The organism is Acutalibacter sp., assembly GCF_056800975.1.
Genome location: NZ_JBQISV010000021.1, coordinates 1 through 19,689, shown reverse-complemented (window position 1 = coordinate 19,689; position 19,689 = coordinate 1). Strand labels below are relative to the sequence as shown.

At 58.0% G+C, this 19,689-nt stretch carries 23 protein-coding genes; all 23 read right to left on the bottom strand.

The features are described 5' to 3' along the window. Nucleotides 1–24: 24 nt before the first annotated feature. The 23 genes from flhB to flgB all read right to left on the bottom strand — a co-directional run bounded on the left by flhB (nt 25) and on the right by flgB (nt 19,538). Nucleotides 25–1,089: a flagellar biosynthesis protein FlhB gene (gene flhB, locus ACTO5E_RS03990; RefSeq protein ID WP_482301768.1), complete on the bottom strand. Its 1,065-nt coding sequence runs from the start codon at nt 1,087–1,089 to the stop codon at nt 25–27. Nucleotides 1,090–1,158: 69 nt separating this feature from the next. After that, entirely contained in the window at nt 1,159–1,935 is a 777-nt protein-coding gene (locus ACTO5E_RS03985) for a flagellar biosynthetic protein FliR (protein WP_482301767.1), read from the bottom strand. Between the two features lie 4 nt (nt 1,936–1,939). After that, nucleotides 1,940–2,197, bottom strand: coding sequence for a flagellar biosynthesis protein FliQ (gene fliQ, locus ACTO5E_RS03980; protein ID WP_482301765.1), 258 nt, complete (start codon nt 2,195–2,197; stop codon nt 1,940–1,942). A 33-nt stretch (nt 2,198–2,230) separates the two neighbouring features. Next, nucleotides 2,231–2,905 (bottom strand): flagellar type III secretion system pore protein FliP, encoded by a 675-nt coding sequence (gene fliP, locus ACTO5E_RS03975; RefSeq protein ID WP_482301764.1) that lies wholly within the window; start codon nt 2,903–2,905, stop codon nt 2,231–2,233. 10 nt (nt 2,906–2,915) lie between these two features. Further along, entirely contained in the window at nt 2,916–3,317 is a 402-nt protein-coding gene (fliO, locus tag ACTO5E_RS03970) for a flagellar biosynthetic protein FliO (RefSeq protein ID WP_482301762.1), read from the bottom strand. Then, nucleotides 3,317–3,682, bottom strand: coding sequence for a response regulator (locus ACTO5E_RS03965; RefSeq protein WP_482301761.1), 366 nt, complete (start codon nt 3,680–3,682; stop codon nt 3,317–3,319). Before ACTO5E_RS03965 ends, fliO begins: the two co-directional genes overlap by 1 nt. A 48-nt stretch (nt 3,683–3,730) precedes the next feature. After that, entirely contained in the window at nt 3,731–5,125 is a 1,395-nt protein-coding gene (fliN, locus tag ACTO5E_RS03960; RefSeq protein WP_482301759.1) for a flagellar motor switch protein FliN, read from the bottom strand. Then, entirely contained in the window at nt 5,115–6,131 is a 1,017-nt protein-coding gene (locus ACTO5E_RS03955) for a flagellar motor switch protein FliM (protein WP_482301757.1), read from the bottom strand. Before ACTO5E_RS03955 ends, fliN begins: the two co-directional genes overlap by 11 nt. A gap of 4 nt (nt 6,132–6,135) precedes the next feature. Next, nucleotides 6,136–7,056: an OmpA/MotB family protein gene (locus ACTO5E_RS03950; RefSeq protein WP_482301755.1), complete on the bottom strand. Its 921-nt coding sequence runs from the start codon at nt 7,054–7,056 to the stop codon at nt 6,136–6,138. A 161-nt stretch (nt 7,057–7,217) separates the two neighbouring features. After that, on the bottom strand, nt 7,218–8,030 hold the full coding sequence (locus ACTO5E_RS03945; RefSeq protein ID WP_482301753.1) for a motility protein A: 813 nt from the start codon (nt 8,028–8,030) through the stop codon (nt 7,218–7,220). A 77-nt stretch (nt 8,031–8,107) separates the two neighbouring features. Then, nucleotides 8,108–8,371, bottom strand: coding sequence for a flagellar FlbD family protein (locus ACTO5E_RS03940; RefSeq protein WP_482301751.1), 264 nt, complete (start codon nt 8,369–8,371; stop codon nt 8,108–8,110). 121 nt (nt 8,372–8,492) lie between these two features. Further along, nucleotides 8,493–9,782, bottom strand: a complete 1,290-nt coding sequence (locus ACTO5E_RS03935; protein ID WP_482301750.1) for a flagellar hook-basal body complex protein — start codon at nt 9,780–9,782, stop codon at nt 8,493–8,495. A gap of 153 nt (nt 9,783–9,935) precedes the next feature. After that, entirely contained in the window at nt 9,936–10,340 is a 405-nt protein-coding gene (locus ACTO5E_RS03930; RefSeq protein ID WP_482301748.1) for a TIGR02530 family flagellar biosynthesis protein, read from the bottom strand. Nucleotides 10,341–10,356: 16 nt separating this feature from the next. Beyond that, complete coding sequence (locus tag ACTO5E_RS03925) at nt 10,357–10,968, bottom strand: flagellar hook capping FlgD N-terminal domain-containing protein (protein WP_482301746.1); 612 nt, start codon at nt 10,966–10,968, stop codon at nt 10,357–10,359. Nucleotides 10,969–11,108: 140 nt separating this feature from the next. Continuing rightward, on the bottom strand, nt 11,109–12,281 hold the full coding sequence (locus tag ACTO5E_RS03920) for a flagellar hook-length control protein FliK (protein ID WP_482301745.1): 1,173 nt from the start codon (nt 12,279–12,281) through the stop codon (nt 11,109–11,111). A gap of 87 nt (nt 12,282–12,368) precedes the next feature. Next, on the bottom strand, nt 12,369–12,827 hold the full coding sequence (gene fliJ / locus ACTO5E_RS03915) for a flagellar export protein FliJ (RefSeq protein WP_482301743.1): 459 nt from the start codon (nt 12,825–12,827) through the stop codon (nt 12,369–12,371). Nucleotides 12,828–13,109: 282 nt separating this feature from the next. Further along, nucleotides 13,110–14,417, bottom strand: a complete 1,308-nt coding sequence (gene fliI, locus ACTO5E_RS03910) for a flagellar protein export ATPase FliI (RefSeq protein ID WP_482301741.1) — start codon at nt 14,415–14,417, stop codon at nt 13,110–13,112. Then, nucleotides 14,410–15,255, bottom strand: a complete 846-nt coding sequence (locus ACTO5E_RS03905; RefSeq protein ID WP_482301740.1) for a FliH/SctL family protein — start codon at nt 15,253–15,255, stop codon at nt 14,410–14,412. Before ACTO5E_RS03905 ends, fliI begins: the two co-directional genes overlap by 8 nt. A 127-nt stretch (nt 15,256–15,382) precedes the next feature. Next, on the bottom strand, nt 15,383–16,501 hold the full coding sequence (fliG, locus tag ACTO5E_RS03900) for a flagellar motor switch protein FliG (RefSeq protein ID WP_482301738.1): 1,119 nt from the start codon (nt 16,499–16,501) through the stop codon (nt 15,383–15,385). Then, nucleotides 16,491–18,137, bottom strand: coding sequence for a flagellar M-ring protein FliF C-terminal domain-containing protein (locus tag ACTO5E_RS03895; RefSeq protein ID WP_482301736.1), 1,647 nt, complete (start codon nt 18,135–18,137; stop codon nt 16,491–16,493). Before ACTO5E_RS03895 ends, fliG begins: the two co-directional genes overlap by 11 nt. Before the next feature lie 45 nt (nt 18,138–18,182). Further along, complete coding sequence (gene fliE / locus ACTO5E_RS03890; protein ID WP_482301735.1) at nt 18,183–18,506, bottom strand: flagellar hook-basal body complex protein FliE; 324 nt, start codon at nt 18,504–18,506, stop codon at nt 18,183–18,185. A gap of 126 nt (nt 18,507–18,632) precedes the next feature. Beyond that, nucleotides 18,633–19,094, bottom strand: a complete 462-nt coding sequence (gene flgC, locus ACTO5E_RS03885; RefSeq protein WP_482301733.1) for a flagellar basal body rod protein FlgC — start codon at nt 19,092–19,094, stop codon at nt 18,633–18,635. Nucleotides 19,095–19,148: 54 nt separating this feature from the next. After that, complete coding sequence (flgB, locus tag ACTO5E_RS03880; RefSeq protein ID WP_482301731.1) at nt 19,149–19,538, bottom strand: flagellar basal body rod protein FlgB; 390 nt, start codon at nt 19,536–19,538, stop codon at nt 19,149–19,151. Between the last annotated feature and the right edge of the window lie 151 nt (nt 19,539–19,689).

Here is a 19,689-nt window from a genome sequence, read left to right as displayed (position 1 = left end):
GCCAGCCATTTATGCCAACCGGCCTTAGACCAGTTTATTTTCCAATTTAAAGATATAGACCAGCACCTCCGCCACCGCCGCGTACAGGTCGGGGGGAATCTCCTGGTTCACCTCCGCCTGGGCATACAAAGCCCGGGCCAGAGGCACATTTTCAATCACGGGCACTTGGTTTTCCTCTCCCTTGGCCACAATCCGCGCGGCCAACTCGTCCTGGCCCTTTGCCAGCACCACGGGCGCCGCGTCCTCGCCCTGCTTATACCGCAGAGCTACCGCGAAATGGGTGGGGTTCCGGATAATCACGTCAGCCTCAGGCACCTGCTGCATCATACGGTTCTGGGCCATGGCCCGCTGCACCTGACGGATGCGGCTTTTAATCTGGGGGTCGCCCTCGGTCTGCTTATACTCCTCCTTGATCTCCTGCTTGGACATTTTCATCTGGCGCTCATGCTCCCAGCGCTGGTAGAGAAAGTCGAAAAAAGCGATGGCCACAAAGGCCAGACAGACCTGCAGCAGCATGTTGAATATCTCGGTAAACAGCTCCTGGCAGGCGGCGCTCACGTCCGTGTACATAAACCGGGATGAAATATTCATCAGCTTGAACAGACTGCTGTATATAAAAATCATCAGAATGGCTATCTTAATTAACCCCTTCACAGCTTCCATAATACTGCGCAGGGAAAAAAGCCGTTTGAACCCGTTCAGCGGGCTGAGCTTACTCATTTTGGGGCGGATGATCTCCCCCGCCACCAAAAACCGAGTCTGGGCCAAGGTCGCCGCAATTCCCACCAAAGCCGCTGCCGCCAGCATGGGCCCGGCTGTGGCCACAAATGTAGTTATACCCTGAAAGATCAGGTCGCCCAGATAGACCGCCGCGCCCTCCGCCACTGAGCCCTGGGCAAAGCCCATGCACTTGGCAAAGAACTCTGTCAGCTGAGCCGCCATAAAGGGGAACATGAACCGGAGCATCACCACGCTGGTAATTAAAGTAGCCACTGCAATAATGTCCTGGCACAGCAGGATATTGCCCTTTTTCCGTTCGTCACGCCGTCGTTTCGGTGTTGCCTTTTCGGTTTTATCCTCGCCAGGCATGTTCACCACCTCGCTTTACGGCAAGAAAAATCATGGTCAAAAATGCAGAATTCTTCTCCGTCGGGGGCCTCAGCCTCCGCCGGCCAGGGCAATCGCTCTCTCAATCTCCATCAACATGGTGTTCTCCATCTCCAATAGAAATTCGCTAAAGGGCGCAATGAGGAAAAACAGCATCACTATGCCCACCAGCACCTTCAGCTCAATGTTAATGGCAAACACATTGATCTGGGGAATGGCCTTCATCAGCACCCCCATGCCCACCTGCCCCATCAGCTCCGCCCCCAGCACCGGCAGGCACAGCTTGACAGCCAGAAGCATGCAGTCAATAAACAGCCCCGCAATCTTATCCGCCGCAGCCTCTCCAAAGGCCGCGCTGCCAAAGGGCACCACAGCGCCCGAGTCCAGCATCAGCCGCAGCAGGGTCTGGTGTCCGTTGGCCGTAAAGAACAACAGAATAGTAAAAATGTTCAGCACATTGCCCGCCGGCGTGGCCTGACCCTGAAAGCTGGGGTCATAGGTCTGGGCCATAGCCATGCCCATCTGCTCATCCATAATATGCCCCGCATAAGAGGGGACAGCCAGAAACAGATTCACAACCAGCCCCACCAGATAGCCCATGGCTACCTCCAGCAGCAGCCTCACCGCCAGCTCGATAAAGGTGGCTGGCGCAGCCGTTGTGCCGGTATAGCTGAAGCTGACCACCATGGACAGCAGCAGGGCAAACCCAGCCCGAAAGAACTGGGGCACATTGTTGCGCCCGAAAAAGGGGTTGAACAACACAAACCCCGACATACGCATCAGAATAAACAGGAATAGGGTCAGCCCGTCCCAATCAAGACTCGTCACGGCCTCACCCTCTTATCAGCTCAAACACCCCGTAGAAAAACTCCTGCAGGGTAGACATCATCCAACTGCCGCCAATAATCAGAAACAGCACCACCACAATCAGTTTTAGGATGAAGGAGATGGTCTGCTCATGAATCTGGGTGACAGCCTGCAAAATCGCCACCAGCACACCCACCACCATACTCAGCAGCAGCATGGGCGCAACCAGCCGGATCACAACGCCTATGGCGTCCCGAAACAAGTCCACAACCGGCAGGTCCACGGGCGGTCACCTCACTTTCCATCATACTTCCGGCTAATTGAAGGTCTGCACCAAGGTAGAAAAAACCATCTGCCAGCCATTGATGCTGATAAACAACAGCAGCTTGAACGGCGTGGAGATCATCGACGGGGGCAGCATCACCATGCCCATGGACATCAAGGTGGAGGCCACAATAATGTCAATCAGCAAAAAGGGGATGTAGAGATAAAACCCAATCTCAAAGGCCCGCTTCAGCTCTGTGGTAATGAACGCCGGGGTCACCACCCGCAGAGGCAAGTCCACCGCAGCCTCCTCCGTGCCTGGGTTTTCCAGGTCCGCCAGGTCGCAGAACATATTCAAGGCCGAGGGCTCGGTGTTGCGCAGCATAAACTGCTTCAAAGGCACCTGAGCCTGGTCAAAAAACTCCTCCTGGGTGATCTCCTCGTTTATATAGGGCGTGTAGGCCTGAGTGTTCACCTGGTCGATTACAGGCCCCATGGTAAACAACGTCAAAAACAATGCAACGCCCACCAGAACCATATTGGGCGGAGTCTGCTGGGTGCCCATGGCATTGCGCAAAAACGAGAGCGTGATCACATACCTGGTAAAGGAGGAACACATGATCACCAGCGAGGGCAGCAGTGTGATCAGGGTGGTGAGAATAATGATCTCCAACGCCTGCACGCTGTCGCCATTTATATTGATTATTCCATCCAGATTTTCAGGCAATCCATCACGCTCATTTCTTTTTGGGAAGATTATCCCTCAAAATGTCCAGAAAGCTGGGCGCACAGGGGGCGGCCCCCGGGTCCTTCCGCCAGGGGGCTGCCTCCTCCTCGGTCAGCTCAGTCAACAGCCTGATCCCTCCGCTGGTCACCCCCAGCAGCAGGCAGCGCTTTTCCAGGCGCACCAGCACCAGGCGTTCGTTGCGGCCCAGGCTCAGCTGCCACAGCAGCTCCATCTGCTGCCCCTGCTTCCGGGGCGCCCCTGTCCATCCTGGGGCGCCGTGGCGGCCAATCCACCGGGTGACCCAATAGGCCAGCGCCAGCACAGCCCCCACAGTCAGCAGCATGCCCACCAGGGTGAATATTGTCCCCCCCTGCTGGGCAAAACCAAGCCGGGGCAGGGCTGCTCCACTCATCAGGGCGCGCCAACAATCGAGGTCACGGTCTTCATAATGCGGTCAGACTTGAAGGGCTTCACAATAAAGTCCTTGGCCCCAGACTGGATCGCCTCAATAACCATGGCCTCCTGGCCCATGGCAGAGCACATGACGATGTTGGCCGCGCCGTTCTTGGCACGCATGGCCTTCAACGCCTCCAGACCGTCCATGTTGGGCATCGTGATATCCATGATCACCAGGTCCGGGTTAATCTCGGTGAACTTCTCCACCGCGTCCGCGCCGTCCACAGCCTCATAGAGATCCGTATAGCCGTTTTTCGACAAGGTATCCTTGATCACCTTGCGCATAAAAGCAGCGTCGTCAACCAACAAGATCTTTGCCATAGTAATTCATCCTCTTTTCATATGATTTGCTGAATCGGTCATTTATATTTACTTTGATTGGGCCAACTCTTCAATGCCGGGCTTCTTCAAAATCTCTGTCACCCGGATGCCAAAGTTATCGTCCACAACCACCACGTCTCCCCTGGCAATGCACTTGCCGTTGACAAACAGGTCTACCTGGTCGCCGGCCAGCTTATCCAGCACCACCAGCGAGCCCTTGGAGAAGGAAAGAATTTCCTGCACCCGCTTTCTGGTGCGGCCAATCTCCACTGTCACCTCCAGCGGCACACCCATAATCAAATCCAGGTTCTGGGTCTGCTCCTGGCTGAGCTCCTCGCCGTTGGCCAGCTTGGGCATGGGGGGCGGCGCGGTGTTGATGAGCTTGGGCTCCGGCTGGACCGGATAATAGGGATAGCCCGGATAGGGGGGGTAATAGGGGTAGCCCGGATAGGGCTGCTGCATCCCCTCCTGCCCTGGGACCGGCGGCATCATTGGCGGCACAGGCATCTGCTGTGCCGGCGTCTGAGGTACAGCAGGCGCTGGCTGGGCCGCGCCTCCTGCCATAAGCTTCTCAATCTCCTCCTGGCTCATCACTCCGCCGCTGGCCGCAGGAGCCGGAGCGGGCGCAGGCTGCTGCGCCACACCTCCCGCCATGAGCTTCTCAATCTCCTCCTGGCTCATCACTCCGCCGCTGGCTGCGGGAGCCGGAGCGGGTGCGGGCTGGGCCGCGCCTCCTGCCATGAGCTTCTCAATCTCCTCCTGGCTCATCACTCCGCCGCTGGCCGCAGGGGCCGGGGCGGGCGCTGGAGGGGCCGGAGCAGGCGCTGGGGCGGGCGCAGTGTCCTCGTCCTCCAGGCCAAAGCCTGCCACCAGCTCCTTTGCCAGGTCCACAGAGATCACATTCATAAACTCGCTCTGTAGCTGGTCCTCAATACTTAAAGCAAAGCGGACCACCACAATGGGGCCCTCCGCCACAGGCATCCGGTCCCGCTTCATGGCCTCCTGGTCATACACGTCAAAGGTCTCGGGTGTGGAAATATTCACCACCCTGCCCAAAAAGTCAGACAAAGCCGTAGAGGCCGCGCCCATCATCTGGTTCATGACCTCGCAGACAGCGCTCAGGCTCAGCTCATCCAGCACAAACTCATCCAGCGGCGTATCTGTGCCCATCAGTATGTCGACAATGACCTTTATGTCGCTCATGCGCAGCAGCATCAGGTTGCTGCCGTCCAGGCCCGACACATACTTGATCTCCACGCCAACGGCCGGCTCAATGTCCCCCAGCTCAAAGTCCTTGACGTCGACCACAGTCACTGTGGGCGTGGTGATGTCCACCCGATGATCCAGCAGATTGGATACCGCCGTCGCCGAAGAGCCCAGGCTGATGTTCATGATTTCGCCGATGGCGCTTATCTCCATTGGTTTGAAAACATTATTGCTCATTTGTTAAACTGCCCCTTCTTCCGGCGTTATGGTACACCTCTTTAATCTTCACCGCCATCTTTTTCTCGCTGACCCCCATCAATCCGTTGAACCACCGCTGACCGCCTACATACAGGTTCAGTGCGCTGTCCTTCTTCTGGTTCAGGTCAATCACATCACCCACATTCAGCCGGTACACATCGTCCAGCCGCAGGGTGGTGCGGGCCAGCTCAGCCCGGATTTCCAGCGTGGAATCCCGCAGATGGTCAAAAATCTCCTCCTGGTGCTCCTCGCTGTTGGCCTTTTTGGAGGGATTGCCTGCGCTGATCTCTGTGAAAATGCTGGACAGCACGTCCTCGGGCATCACGATGCTGATGCTCCCCTCAATGTTGGGAAAGCTGACCTTCATATCCACAATGACCACGGTCTCCTCCAGACCGATGAGCTGCACCAGCGTGGGGTTGTTTTCCACCCGCCCAAAGTCGAAGTCCAGCTGTATGTAGTTCTCCCAGGTCACGCCCATACGCGAGACAAAGTCCTTCAGCAGCACCTCATACAGCTTCAGGTCCAGCTCCGTATAGGTGTAGTCGTCTGGCAGACTCTCCACATCTCCATCACCGCCGGTCATGCGGTCCATCATGCTCACCATAATGGGGGCTGAGGCATAGAACAGCACCGGCGTCTCCTCCCGGTTCTCCTTCAGCATCAGATGGGTGGTGGTCAGCACCGCGCTGTCGCTGAGAGCGTTGGAGAACTCGAAATAGGTGGTCTCCTCCACCGACTCCACCCCGATCTCGCAGGTGGCGTGGACCAGTCCGTTGATCCGGGTGGTAAGCACCCGGGAGTAATTGTCGAAAATACTCTTGAGCATCTTCAGACGGTCCTTGGTGAACTTCTTGGGGTTGGTAAAGTCGTACTTGCGGTACTTCTTTTCCGGCTTCTCCTCCTCAGCAGGGGGCTTATCCCCGCCGCTGTTCATGGAGTTCAGAAGGGCGTCTATCTGGCTCTGTGATAATACCTCTGGCATTGGCCTAACCCTCCCCGCCCGCGGCGCTGGACTCCGTCTGGCTGCTGCTCTGGGACTGTCCCTGATCCGGCGCCTCGTCCTTATCCTCTACGCTGGCCTTGGAGGGGCCATTCTCTCGTATGCTCTCATATTGCTCCAACGTACCGCCCAGCTCGTTCATCAGGTCCTTGCCGGTGATGATCATCTCCACCCGGCGGTTCTTTCTCCGGTTCTCCTCCACATCGTTGGGAGCCACAGGCCTGTACTGGCCATAGCCCTCGCTCACCAACCGGCCCGCGCTCAGTCCGGTCACCCGGTCCTGAAGATACGCCGTTACCCGGGCCGCCCGGGTGGCCGCCAGCATGCGGTCGCCCTCTGTGGTGTTTGCCTCTGTGGCGCTGGCCTGGGCTGTGTGGCCCAGAATGCGGATTTCGTCGATATGCTCCGCAGCCTGGCTGAGCATAGGCGCCAAAACATCCAGCATCTCCTTGCCATCCTGCCGCAGCACATCGCTGTCCCCGTCAAAGAACACCGCGTTGGCAAAAGACAAAAACACGCCGCCGTCGCCCTTGGTAATCTCCACATTCTTGCCCGACTTCTCAATGTATTCCTTCATCATCTGGTAGAGCTGCTCAATGGCCTGGTCAGTCTCTTCCTGCTCCTTTTCCTTCTCGGCCTCCTCCAGCTCCGCCGGGTCGGTTACACCTGGGTCGCCAGTCTCGTCAGGGTCCTGAAAAGGACCGCTGCTGGTCCCGAACTCCGGCGCCGTGGGCGTGGTCATCGCATTGGGGTTAAAGCTCATGGCCGCGGCCTTCCATTTATCCTCGTTTATGGTCGACATGGAGTAGAGCAGCACAAAGAAGCACAGCAGCAGCGTCACCATGTCACCGTAGGTGTCCATCCAGTTTGCGCCGCCGCCTTCGCCGCCTCCGCCCTTTTTCTTCATCTCAGCCAGACACCTCCATTCCTGACAGATAGTCTCCCGGCCCCCGCCCCATCCCGGGGCCACAGGCCGGCTTTCCCTTGCATCGTACTATTATAACAAACAACTGCCCCTCCCGTCAAGCCCATACCTGTGCTTTCAGGAGGAAAGAATTGGAAATGTCCTCATCCTTCGCCGCCGCCAGAGCCCTCGCCCATTTTCTCACGCTGCTTCTGGGCCACAAAGGTCAGCAGCTTTTCCCGCAGCATCTTGGGGTTTTCACCGGCCTGAATACAAGTGATGCCCTCCACAATGATCATCTTGTTGAGGACCTCCTCGCTGTCGCGGATTCGCAGGTTGTTGGCCACCGGGCCGAACACCATGTGGGCCAGAATACAGCCGTACAGGGTGGTAATCAAGGCCACGCTCATGTCCGCGCCAATGTTGCTGGACCCTGAGGTGGGGTCCATGTTTTTCAGCATGTTAATCAAGCCGATCAAGGTGCCCACCATGCCGAAGGCCGGCGCAATGGCCGAGGCCTTGTCATACATGGCCGCCGCCGCGTTGTGCCGGTCAGACATGCACTCAATGTCGTTTTCCAGGGTGGCGCGCACCCGGTCCGGGTCGTTGGCGTCCACAATCAGCATAATCGCCTGCTTAAAGAAGGGGTCCTCCTGGTCGTTGGCCTTCTCTTCCAGGGCCAGCAGGCCGTCCTTACGGGCAATCTGAGCCAGGTCCACCAAAGAGTTGATGATGTTCTCCGGCTTCTGCTTGGGGTTTTTCATCATCACCCCAAAGTGCTTGGGGATGCTGAGAAAGGTCTTAAGGGGGAAGCTGGCCATGAGGATGAAGACGGTACAGCCGATAACAATCATAACGCTGGGGCCGTCGCCAAAGTTCCCTATCTTTTCAAATTCATAGGGCGGGAAGCCGTTTGCCATGCCCAGCACCATGACCCCTATAGCCACCACCAGGCCGATCAAATATCCAATATTCATAGGGCGTTCACCTTCACTTTAGAATTTCTTCACGGTCTGTTGGCCGCTTGTTCACTGTGTCTCCCGTTTTTTCACCGTCACCTGCGGAAGCCCGGCCTCTGTGCGCCGCCCCGGTTGGGAACTGCCTTGGGCTCCTCGTTCACAGTCACCATGCGGTGGATGTCCTGCACCTTGGCATTATAGTCCGCAATGCGGCCCACAATGTCCTGCACCGACTCCATCACCAGATAAAAGTCCCGGTTCATCATCACAATCTTTGTCTCAGGAATCAGCTCGATGCACTCGATCTGCAGGTGGTTCACCAAAAATTTCTCACCGCTGGTCTTGGTCAGCATAATCATAAAGCGCTCCTCCTTCTGATAAGCCCCGCCAAAGGGGAGGGCCCCTGCCCTCCCCCGGCGCGGGGGCATAACTCCCTTTACTTGCTCATATGTTCCATTCCGTCAAGCTGCGCCCAGTCTATCAGCGCTTCATGTTCACCAGCTCTTCCAGCATACTGTCGGTTACGGTGACAATGCGGGTGTTGGCCTGATAGCCGCGCTGAATCATAATCATGTTGCTGATTTCGCTGGCCAGGTCCGTGCCGCTGCTCTCCAGGCCGCCGCTGATAAGCTTGGTGCCGCCGGAGGAAAGAATGCTGATTTCGCCTTCTTTCATCTCCACCGGGTCGCCTGCATTGGCTGGCGGCTCATAAAACGGGCTGTTCGGGTCAGTGGTGTTCAGCACAGAGTTACCAATAGAGGTCAGGCGGACATCGCCCGCTCCGTCCAGGGCCTGATAATAATGGCCGTCCACATGGGTCACGCCGTTGGGATTATCCACCTTGGCAATGGCAATAGAGCCAATCACCACAGCCTCGCCCGTAGCAGTAGTACAGGTAATACGTCCGGTGTTCTCGTCAATGCTGACGCTGTCCCGGCTGATTCGTCCGCTGACATCTGTGCCACTGGCATCCACAATCTGCCCATACGTTGCGCTGTTCTCATCATCGTCATAGGTGGGGTAAACTGCATCGCCCTTTTTGTGTCCCGTCACACCGTCAGCATACGCCATGGGCAAACGGATGGCCGTAAGTACCGGGCTAGGTGTATACTGCTCAATAATCTTTAGTTCAACCTTTTGATTTGGCGCAGTACCTGTAAGTTTTGCTTGCACCAACTGATCGTTCTCATCAATATAGAATTGTCCATCCTGCGGCAGAGGCGTGGGGTCTCCGGGATTAGCCGGTTTAAGCGGAAGATGCTCCAACGTCTTCTCACTTCCATCGTCATTATAAAGTGCTTTTCTGTACACCGGGTTCTCCACCGACAAGAAGCCATACACAACCTGTCCCTGGCCGTCTACCAGATAGCCCTGGTTGTCAAACTCCAAATTGCCCAAGCGGGTCAGATACATGTCCTTCAGGTCGTCCATGCTGCTAAAGGTAGAGGTCTTGTCGCCCACAATCAAAAAGCCGTCGCCGTCAATCATCACGTCTGTAGCCATGCCCGTAGGCGTGTAGTTCTTCGTGCTCATGTCCAGGTCTATGGTTCCGATGGAAGAGCCGTAGCCGTTCTGGGCCGGGTTTCTGCCGCCCACTTGGTTCGAGCCGTTACTGCCGCCCCGCACCGTGGTGTAAAGGGCCTCCAAAAAGGTGTAGCGGGTGGCCTTATAGGCGTTGGTGTTCACGTTAGAAATATTCTGGCCGATGACGTTCAAAGCGCTCATGTGCGCTTTCAGTCCGGCTACGGCCGCATACATTGCACCTGTCATTCTCTATCCTTTCCCGCGGCTTTCAGCAGGGAGCCTCTCCCCTCTGTTCCGCGAAACGAAAAAATTTGCGTAAGTCGCGGCGGTCCGGGGCAGGCCATTCGGGCCCGCCCCCAAGCCTCCCAGCGGCTGACAAAGGTCAGCCCAAGGGTCCGGCTAAATCAAAACCGCGCCGTCGATGTTGGTAAAAATGTTCTCCTTCATCTCCTCCTGGTTCATGGTGGTAATCACCCGCCCAAAAGGCACATTGATGATGAAGGCCTGGGTGGCGTTAAACGCCAGAATGTTCTTCGCGCCCTTCTCCTGGGCCTTTTCCACCGAGCCCGCCAGCTGCTGCATCAGGGCCGGGGTCAGTTCAATGCCCCGCTCCTCCGCCCGGCTCATGGCGTGCTTTGAAAAGTTGATGCCCTGGCTCTGAGGGGGCGCGCTGGGCTGAACGCTCTCCTGCCGCACCTGACTCATAATCTCGCCAAAGCTGGCCTTTGCGCCTGGGGCATGGGCCTGCGGGGGCGTTTGCCCCACGGGCATGACCTGCCCCACGCCCTTTACCCGGTCTATCATACCCTCAACCTCCGTTCTAAACCGCCTGCTCTGGCTCCGTAGCGTCCGGGTCCGTGGGCTTTTCAGGGTCCACCGGCTGATCCGGGTCTGTCGGGTCCGTGGGCTTATCCGGGTCCACCGGGTCGGTAGAATCGTCCTTGTCCTCGCTGCCGTCCGGGTTCAGGTCCGTGCCCTTGTCCGGCAGACGGCCCACAGCCATCACGTCGTTGAGATAATAGCTCTCGTCCCCGATGAAAATAACCTGCTGCCCGTTCAGGGTGCCGGTGCCGGTGACAACGCCTACAATCTCCTTAAGCTCCTTGCCTACATACTGTCCTACCGTGACCTCCTTGCCCACCAAAGAGGCGGCATAGGTCAGCACCGTAGAGTCGTCAATCAGCGTGCTGATGTTGGTAATGGCCTGCACCACAGACATCTGTACCATCTGGTTCATCATGTCGGTGGTCGAGGCGGCATTGTCAATATCCTGGTTCTGGAACATGGCGACCATCAGGGTGAGAAAGTCGTTCATGTCCAGCTCCTTACCAGCCTTCTTGTTGGTAGAATTCTGGGCCTTTCTGGCTACATTGGCCGTGGTGCCAAGCCGGTTGGCCAAATCGCTCATTCCGGCTGTCGCGCCTGTTGGCATGGTCTTCCCGCCTTTCTACTGTAAATTTTTGGTGCCCGCGCCAGGGTTGACTGACAGAGCCACTCCGCCCTCCGCCGGACCTATTTAGGCCCTGGGTGGGCAGCCAGCCCCTTCTCTCTGCCCGGCCTCTGACCGGGCGTTCAGTCCACCTGTGCGCCCGCGTCCACCAGACCCAGCCGCAGCTGCTGCAAAAAGTCCTCGGTAGTCCCCTTGGGCCTGTGCTGCTGCTGTTGCTGCTGGTGCTGCTGCCGGTTCTGCCCGTCCGGGTTCAAAAACTGGTTGGGTGTCTCCGGCTGCTGGGGCTGCTGCACGATAATCTCCGCCTCACGGCCATCGCCCATCAGCGCGCTCAACAGCGAACCGCTGTGCTGCTGCAAAAGGCTGGCCGCCTTGGCTGTCTCCGGGGTGAGCACAACGCTCAGCAGGCCCTGGGCCGTCCGGGTAATCTCCACGGTCAGCTTGCCCAGGCTCTCCGGAGTCAGCTGTAGCTGCACCATGGAATCTCCCCGCTCCAATGCCTGGCTGAGCTTTGCCGCCAGCTGCTGGGGGGCCTCGGGCTCCTCGGCATACACCGGCTCGGGGTCAGCCACCTTCACCGGCGTAGCGGTCTCCCGCTGGAACAGGGGCTGAGCTCCCACAGAAGCATCGGTCACCTGCCCTTCCTCCTCGGTCCGCCGGGGCTCCCCGCCCTCTGGCTGCACCTGTGTAAAGGCAGCTGCCTGCTCCTTGGTCTCCACAGGCTGCACAGCCTCAGGAAGCTCCGGACCCTCCGGCTGAAGCATGGGCTGCTCCTGCACCTCCTGGTTCTCAGGCAGGGGCAGGACCTGGGTCTGGGGCAGCGCCCCCATTTCGCCCAGGCTCTCCTGGGTCTGAGGCTGGGCCTCCTGCACCAGGCCGGGCTGGACCTCCTCCGTCCGCACGGGGGCGTCTTCCACCCAAACAGCAGCGTCCGTCAGCACAGGCGACTGAACAGCGCCCTCCAGCCCGCCGGCTGCGGTGTTCTCACCGGCGCCAGCCACAAGCTCAAACGGCACCACAGGCTGAGAGGTCACAAGAGCCGCGGCCACCTCCTGGCCCTTCTCTGTGGTCTCCTGACCTTTGGTGCTGTTTTTCTGGGACTCTTCCGTCTCCTGCTTCCCGTCGGCCTTGTCCTTAGGGGCTTCCTCCTTGCGCTGGGGCTTCGCGGCCTGACTCTGCTTCAGCAGCATGGCCTCAAAATCCTCCCCCTCGCTGCCAGAGTCTCCGGGCGGTGTGGTCTGCACATTGTGAATGATATCCGCAGCCACTCCTTGGATCAACAGATCTAAGTTCATTTCGTCCACCTCCTTTTCTATGTATATGCTATATGTTATGCCCAAAGTTCTTTTCGGGCCTTATACTCCTGTTTATCCGGCGGGTCCTCACAGCGCGCCCTCCTGCACAGCGGCAGAACGGCGGGCCATCACCAGGTCGTCAATCTCCTTCTCCTCGGCCTTTGCCACAGCCGCGTCATACTCGCCTCTCTTTATGTCCTTCAGCTTTTCCAGCGACTGGGTCTCCTGTCTGGCCTCCACCAGCAGCCGGCGTTTCTCCTCCTCGGCCTTCTGCAGCTCCTTAAGAAGCCCTGCCTCCCGCTGCACCCGGCGCTCCAATACCTCAATACCGGTCTCATACTTCATGGAATCCGCGATGGTGATTCCCTCGGCCTTCTTCTGCCGGTACTCCTCCTCGCAGGCGATCCGGTTCTGCCGGGCCTGCTCCAGTACAGCCTCCTGACGGCGCACCGCCGCCAACGCCGAGCCATGCTCCGCCAGCCGGATATCCAGCACCTGGTTTTTATACCGAAGCACCGTGTCCAGCTGAAACTTGAACTTCTTCAAGGCCATCGCCCTCTTTCTACAAATAAAATGGCTCTCTTATATATTATGACAGCAAACGCCGCCGGTTCCTGACCAGCTCCTGCCAGCCCATACGAAAAGACCGTCCCTCACCGCTGCCCGGGCATACATACATCCCGGCCTACCGGCGTTTCAAGGGACACAGCCGTGCCCCGTCCCACTATATATGAAGAAATACTGCCGCCCCGCCGGGCCCCTTGCCCATGGGCGCATCATTGTTAACGGCAAGCTGGCAACAAAGCAACCAGCCGCCCCCGCTTTTCCTTATCTTCCCGCAAGAATACGATTCATCTGGTCCACGCACTGCTCGTAAGTAAAAGCCTCCTCTGTCCCCTGCTTCAAAAACTCGTTAATCTTGTCAATTTTTGTCAGCGCAAAGTCCAGCTTAGGGTTCGTCCCCGCCTTGTACGCACCAATAGACACCAAGTCCGCATTCTGATTGTAGGTGCTCATAATATCCCGCAGACGCGAGGCCAGCTGCTTGTGCCGGTCGTCCACCAGCTCCACCATCAAACGGGAGATGCTGGCCCCCACGTCAATGGCAGGGTAATGGTTGGCCGCAGCCAGGCTCCGGCTCAACACAATATGCCCGTCCAGAATACCCCGCACCGTGTCGGCAATGGGCTCGTTGGTGTCGTCGCCCTCCACCAGCACCGTGTAGATGCCGGTAATCGAGCCCTTCTTGAAGTTGCCGCTGCGTTCCAGCAGCTTGGGCAGCTCCGCGTAAATAGACGGCGTATAGCCCCGTGACACCGGCGGCTCGCCGATGGCAAGTCCCACCTCCCGCTGGGCCATGGCGAAGCGGGTCAGCGAGTCCATCATCAGCAGCACGTCCAGGCCCTGGTCCCGGAAATACTCCGCAATCCCTGTGGCCACGGTGGGGCATTTCTTCCGAAGCATGGCCGGCTGGTCCGAGGTGGCCACCACCAGCACAGAGCGGCGCATTCCCTCCTCGCCCAGGTCCTTTTCCACAAATTCCAGCACCTCACGGCCGCGCTCCCCCACCAGGGCAATCACGTTGATGTCCGCCTTCACATACTTGGCAATCATCCCCATCAAAGTACTCTTGCCCACGCCAGAGCCTGCGAAAATGCCCATACGCTGGCCCTTGCCAATAGTCAGCAGACTGTCAATGGCTTTTACCCCAAACTCCATACGCTCCCGAATGGGAGGCCGGGTCAAAGGGTTGATGTAGCTGCTGCCCAGAAAATATGTATCGCCCCCCTCAAAGGGGCCCTTGTCGTCAATGGGCTGGCCCAGGGCGTTGATGATGCGCCCCTTGAGAAAGGGCCCCACCCGCAGCCGCAGCTGATGCCCCGTGTTGCGCACAAAATTGCCGGAAGAAATTCCGGTCATCTCCCCATAGGGCATCAGGAGCATCCGGTCATTTTTAAAGCCGACTACCTCTGCTGGTATCTGCCCTCCGGATTCCCCACTATATATGCGGCATATATCTCCGACAGCTGCCCTGCCGCCGCTGGCCTCGATGGACATGCCTACGATGTTTTCTATTTTGCCGGTGTGGCCGATGGTCTCAGCCTGCCGCACCTGCTTGATGGTATCCTCAAACATAGCCGCCACCTGTGGTCTGCCAGCTGCCCCGTTCGCCCTCCGTGCCGGTGACAATGCCCCGCAGGGTGTCCATCTGGGTAGAGACGCTGGCGTCAATAATCTCATCCGGCATCTCAATAATGCAGGTGCCCGACTCATCATCCGCCATAGGAATAATGCGCACCCGCTCAGACAGCCGGGACAGAGCCTGGGTCAGCTCAGGGATGGTCTCCGCCGAGGCCCTGGCGTCGCAGTCCGCAATATAAATCTGCACCCACTCGCACCGCCGGCGCTTGGCAGTGGCCGACTCAATCATGCGAATGAGAATACCGCTGCTGCTGCGCAGGCTGACCCGGATGACCTTCTCCGCAATGGCCAAGGCCAGTTCCTTCAGGTCGTCCTTGCTGTCCTCCAGAATGCGGTCTCTGGCCCGCACGGCCTCCTTCAAAAAGGCCTGGACCTCCCGCTCCTGGGCTGCAGCCTGCTCCTCCCGCTCCTGGCGGGCCTGCATACGGCCCTCAGCCACTCCTTGGGCAAAGCCCATGTTATAGCCATCCTCCCGGGCCACCTTGCGCAGCTGTTCCAGCTCCGCCTGGGCGTCAGCCACGGCCTTTTCCAGCAGTTCCTTGGCCTCCCGCTCCGCGTCAGCCAAAATGGCCTCTGCCTGAATCTGGGCAAAGTCCACCGGCGTGGGCTCCTTGGGCTCAGGGGGAGGCTCGGGCGCAGGCTGTTCCTCCCCGGCCTCAGTCATCGGCTCAGCCGGCTGTGGCTCGGGGCTGGAAACAGTAAGGTCCTCCGCATCCGGAAAGACATATTTGTCAGCCGCCACATTAACGAAGCGTTTGAAAATACCCGGCATACAGAAGACCTCCCTTACCATCTTACCACTTGGGGTAAGCTTTATCAACCTTGTGTCTCAGTTTGAATTGGTCCCCGCTCCCAGAGCCACCCCATTGGAGTGGGAAAGGCTCTGTCAGCAGCGGTCATTATGCAATAATATCGTCCTTGCCACCCTTGAGAATGATGATCTCGTTCTTGGCCTCCAGGTCGCGGATAAGCGCCACAATACGCTGCTGGGCGTCGTCCACGTCCTTCATGCGCACATTGGTGGTGATCTCCAGGTCGTCCTTGATCGACTCGGCCATACGGGTGGACATGTTCTTGAACAGCTTGTTGGCCAGCTCCGCACTGGCGGGCTTGAGGGCCAGCACCAGGTCGTGGGTGTCACAGTCACGCACAAAGCGCTGCACAGACCGGTCGTCCATGGTGAGAATATCCTCGAACACGAACATGCGCTTGCGAATCTCCTCGGCCAGCACTGCGTCGTACATGGACAGGCCGTCGAAAATGCTCTTCTCGCTGACACGGTCCACGTTGTTCATCACATCGGCCACAAAGTCGATGCCGCCCACCTGGATGTTGCTGCTGCTGAAGATGTTGGCGAACTTGTTGGACATCTCCGCCTCGATGATCTTCACTGCCGTGGGAGACGCGCTGTCCATGTTGGCAATGCGCTCCACCACCTTGATCTGAATATCCGGCTCCAGCTGGGCAATCACTGCCGCCGCCTTGTCCGGCTCTATGTAGGACAGCACCAGGGCAATGGTCTGGGGACGCTCGTTCTGCAGCGCCGTAAACAGGTCCTTTTCCCCGGCCTTGTTCATAAACGAAAACTCTCTGTTCTTCAGAGACTTGGTGACCTTATCCAACAGCGAGGACGCGGTCTGGGCTCCAAAGGCCTTTTCCAGCACCGTGCGGGCATATTCCAGCCCACCCTCGGTCACGGCCTTGTTGGTCATGCACATCTGGTAGTACTCGTTGAGCACCGCCTCGGTGGTGTCCGCGTCCAGATAGCCCAGCTTTGCCACCTCAATGGTGATCATTTCCACATCCTCGGGCTCCATGTACTGGTACAGCTGAGACGCCTTATCCACGCCAAGGGAGACAATGACCGCCGCAGCCTTCTGCGCGCCGCTCATGGCGTCCAAAAGCGAGCTCTGCAGAGGCAGCTCTGGCAGAAGTACCTCCTCGGCAGGAGCCTCCGCGGCAGCGGCCTCGCCCTTTTTTGCTCTTTTCTTCTCGGCCTTTGTCGCTTTATCCGCCATTGCCCTCTTCATCTCCCCTCAACAGAGCCTTGATTGCCTGGGCCGCGATCTCAGGATTGCTCTCAGCAAGCTCCCGCACAGACCGGCGCAGCTCCATGCTCTTTTCGGTATGTACATCCATAATATCCGCGCCCATGGGCTCCTGCTCCTCCACGGCGGGCTCCTGCTCCTCCGCTTCGGGGCCGACCACCACCACCGGTTCCAGCGGCTGCAGCCTGCGGCGGCTGCGGCTGCGGCCCAACAGCACAAACACGGTAAACAGCACCATGAACAGGAACAGCCCTGCCAGCAGCGCCAGATACACCCACAGGGGGATGTCCCCGAAGATGTTGGGCACCGGGGTGGTATCCGCCGGGACATTGTCCTCCTCAGGCCGGTAGAATTCATGGGTGATAATGGAAATCTTCTCGTTCTGGTCCGCCGCGCTGATGCCCACCGCCCGGGCAACATGGCCCACCAGCTGATCCTGATTGGCCGTGTTGGGCACCCGGCTGTTGATCGTCACCGACACAGTCACATCGGAAATATAACCGCCAATGGTCTGCTGCTGGGTGATGGTCTTGTTGTTCTCAAATTGCTTCTCCCCGCTGACCTCCAGCCCCTCTTCCTCACCGGTGGGGGTAAACTCCTCTACATAAGTGTTCAAGTCCGCGTTGGGATCCGTGCCCACCACACCGCCGACGCCGTCCTCACCAGCGATTATTTTGCCAGACCAGATCTTCTTGCCCACAATGCCTTCGCCGTTGGTGTCCCCTCCGGCCCAGTCGGGCTGAGAATAGATGGTGGACTCAGACTGAGAGCTGTCCATATTCACAGTGGTGTTCACAGCGCAGGACACATTGCCCTCCCCATACATGGGCTCCATCACGTCCATCACCTGCTTGCGCAGCTTCTTGTTCCACTGGTCCTCCAGGTTCAGCTTGGTCTCGGCAATGGTCTTCACATCTCCGCTGGCGTCCTGAGACCCGTCATAGCTGTTGCCCTCGCTGTCCCGGATGTCCACCTCGTCGATGATGAGCCCCTTCACCGAGTGGCTTACCGTGGCCCGGATAGACTCGGCCAGGCCGTCGGTCATGCGCTCGCCGTCCTTCATGGTCACCACCACAGACGCGGACGCCTCAATGGTGTTGTCCTGGCTCAGCACATACCGCCTGTCCTCCCCAGGGGCAATGTTCACCACCGCGTCGGCCACCCCATCGTAGCAGCGGATGGTGGCCGCCATGCGGTCCATCAGCTCATACAGCGCCATCTGGGAGCGGTCCGACTCAGTGGACAGGGAGCTGATTTTGGTGAGGTACAGTCCATAGTCCGGGCTGGACTGGGGGTAGCCTGCGGCGATCAGGCTGGCCCTGATCCGGTCTGCCTGGCCCTTGGGCACCGTAATGGTGTTATTGTCCTGCACCTTGTAGTCGGTGGTCCCCTCATCCGAGAGATACTTGCACACAGCGGTCATATCGTCGCCGTTGAGGCCTGTAAACACCTCTTCATACTCCGTTTTGGAGCCGTTGGCAAGATAAATTGCCAGCGCTGTCAATAAAATCACAATAACGGCGACGATAATGGCCTTCACTGTTTTGCTCAGGCCGCCTACCGTCCCCTTGACCTGTATCCAGATGTCTTTTGCCTTGTCTTCCACTTGCCTGACCTCCTCAGCCCTTCCGCGGTTTTTTCATGGCCCTGCTTACAGGCTGATACGCATAAGCTCGTTATAGGCCTCCACTGCCCGGTTGCGCAGCTGCGCCAGCAGGCTGACAGAGAGCTCGTACTTGGTGCTGGCCATATTCAAGGCCACAGGGTTATCCAGCTGGCCCGTGGCCATCAAATACTGCATCTGGGTTTTCTCCGCGTCGCTCTCCTTCACCGCGTCAATGGCAGACTGAAAAATGCTGCCAAAGCCGCCTGCAATCCCGCTGCTCTGCGTCTGCTCCTTCCCCTCCTCAAACAAGGAGGTAATGGGAGCCATAGAGCTCATACCAGAGGTAAGAGGCGTAATGGAACTGATCATAAGAAACTTCCTTTCCTGGGCGCTGCCCCAGCCCCTGCCAAAAAGACAAGGCCGGGCTGCTCTTTATAGTAAATGCGCCTTCCGCGCTTTTTGTGTCTTTGTTTCCAGCTGTCAAACAGCCTCAGGTCACCTGCTGCCCAGGTCCAGCCCCCGGGTAATCACGCTTTTCAGGGTGTTAAAGGCCGTCACATTGGCCGAATAGGCCTGGGTGGCCGCCATCGCGTCCGTAATCTCCTTTACCAGGGTGACATTGGGCATCTGCAAATACCCGTCCTCATTGGCGTCAGGATGAGTGGGGTCGTAGCTCAAGGAGAAGGGGCTCTCGTCCTCCACAATCTCCGCTACCCGCACTCCCGCCGAACGCTCGGTGCCCCGGTTGGAGTTGTTCACCGCCTGGGCCATGGCCATGCGGAAGCCGTCCCGGCCGCTCTCAGCCTCAAAAACCACCATCTTCCGGCGGTAGGGGCCCTCCCCGTTCTCTGTGCGGGTGGTGTTCAGGTTGGTGATGTTCTCAGAAATAATGTCAAGACGCAGCTGCTGGGCGGTCAACCCAGAGCCGACTATGTTAATATTGCCTAAAAATGCCATAATCCTTCCGAATCCTTTCCGGCTGTCTCAAGAATATATCCGCCTGTCCTCCGCTTAACCGTTGATGGCGGAGCGCAAAGCGGCAAAGTCGCTGTTAATGCTCTGGTAGACGTACTGCAGCTGATAGGAGTTGCGCACCAGCTCGGTCATCTGCTCAGTCAGGTTCACGCCGTTGTCATCCCGCCGGGTAATCTCCTCCGTCTCCACTACCTGCCAGTCCGCGCTCTCAATGGCGTCCCGCATGGTCTTTTTGGTCAGCTTGTTCCGGCCATGCTCCGCAGCCTCCAGTTGAGCCTGAAAGCTCTCCTCAAAGGTCACAAGCTTGGTCTTGTAGTTGGGGGTTTCCACATTCGATATATTATCCAGCAGAGCGTTCTGCTTTACCCACAGAAAGTCCATCGAACGCTCCATCATCCGGAGACTGTTGTTGGTAATCCCGTCCACAGCCGTCCCTCCTTTATCTTACTTGATCAGGGGCTTTGTCCCTTATTTTACCCGATTATGATTAAGTATACCATGTTTTTGTCTTATATGCAAGCCCCACGCCGCATTTTCTCTTTAGGAATAAATTCCAGCCCCACCCTGTCCTTTTCCC

Coding starts and splice junctions, on each gene's coding strand:
- flhB (WP_482301768.1), bottom strand. CDS start 1,089: ATGCCTGGCGAGGATAAAACCGAAAAGGCAACACCGAAACGACGGCGT.
- fliO (WP_482301762.1), bottom strand. CDS start 3,317: ATGAGTGGAGCAGCCCTGCCCCGGCTTGGTTTTGCCCAGCAGGGGGGG.
- ACTO5E_RS03965 (WP_482301761.1), bottom strand. CDS start 3,682: ATGGCAAAGATCTTGTTGGTTGACGACGCTGCTTTTATGCGCAAGGTG.
- fliN (WP_482301759.1), bottom strand. CDS start 5,125: ATGAGCAATAATGTTTTCAAACCAATGGAGATAAGCGCCATCGGCGAA.
- ACTO5E_RS03955 (WP_482301757.1), bottom strand. CDS start 6,131: ATGCCAGAGGTATTATCACAGAGCCAGATAGACGCCCTTCTGAACTCC.
- ACTO5E_RS03950 (WP_482301755.1), bottom strand. CDS start 7,056: ATGAAGAAAAAGGGCGGAGGCGGCGAAGGCGGCGGCGCAAACTGGATG.
- ACTO5E_RS03945 (WP_482301753.1), bottom strand. CDS start 8,030: ATGAATATTGGATATTTGATCGGCCTGGTGGTGGCTATAGGGGTCATG.
- ACTO5E_RS03940 (WP_482301751.1), bottom strand. CDS start 8,371: ATGATTATGCTGACCAAGACCAGCGGTGAGAAATTTTTGGTGAACCAC.
- ACTO5E_RS03935 (WP_482301750.1), bottom strand. CDS start 9,782: ATGACAGGTGCAATGTATGCGGCCGTAGCCGGACTGAAAGCGCACATG.
- ACTO5E_RS03930 (WP_482301748.1), bottom strand. CDS start 10,340: ATGATAGACCGGGTAAAGGGCGTGGGGCAGGTCATGCCCGTGGGGCAA.
- ACTO5E_RS03925 (WP_482301746.1), bottom strand. CDS start 10,968: ATGCCAACAGGCGCGACAGCCGGAATGAGCGATTTGGCCAACCGGCTT.
- ACTO5E_RS03920 (WP_482301745.1), bottom strand. CDS start 12,281: ATGAACTTAGATCTGTTGATCCAAGGAGTGGCTGCGGATATCATTCAC.
- fliI (WP_482301741.1), bottom strand. CDS start 14,417: ATGTTTGAGGATACCATCAAGCAGGTGCGGCAGGCTGAGACCATCGGC.
- ACTO5E_RS03905 (WP_482301740.1), bottom strand. CDS start 15,255: ATGCCGGGTATTTTCAAACGCTTCGTTAATGTGGCGGCTGACAAATAT.
- fliG (WP_482301738.1), bottom strand. CDS start 16,501: ATGGCGGATAAAGCGACAAAGGCCGAGAAGAAAAGAGCAAAAAAGGGC.
- fliE (WP_482301735.1), bottom strand. CDS start 18,506: ATGATCAGTTCCATTACGCCTCTTACCTCTGGTATGAGCTCTATGGCT.
- flgC (WP_482301733.1), bottom strand. CDS start 19,094: ATGGCATTTTTAGGCAATATTAACATAGTCGGCTCTGGGTTGACCGCC.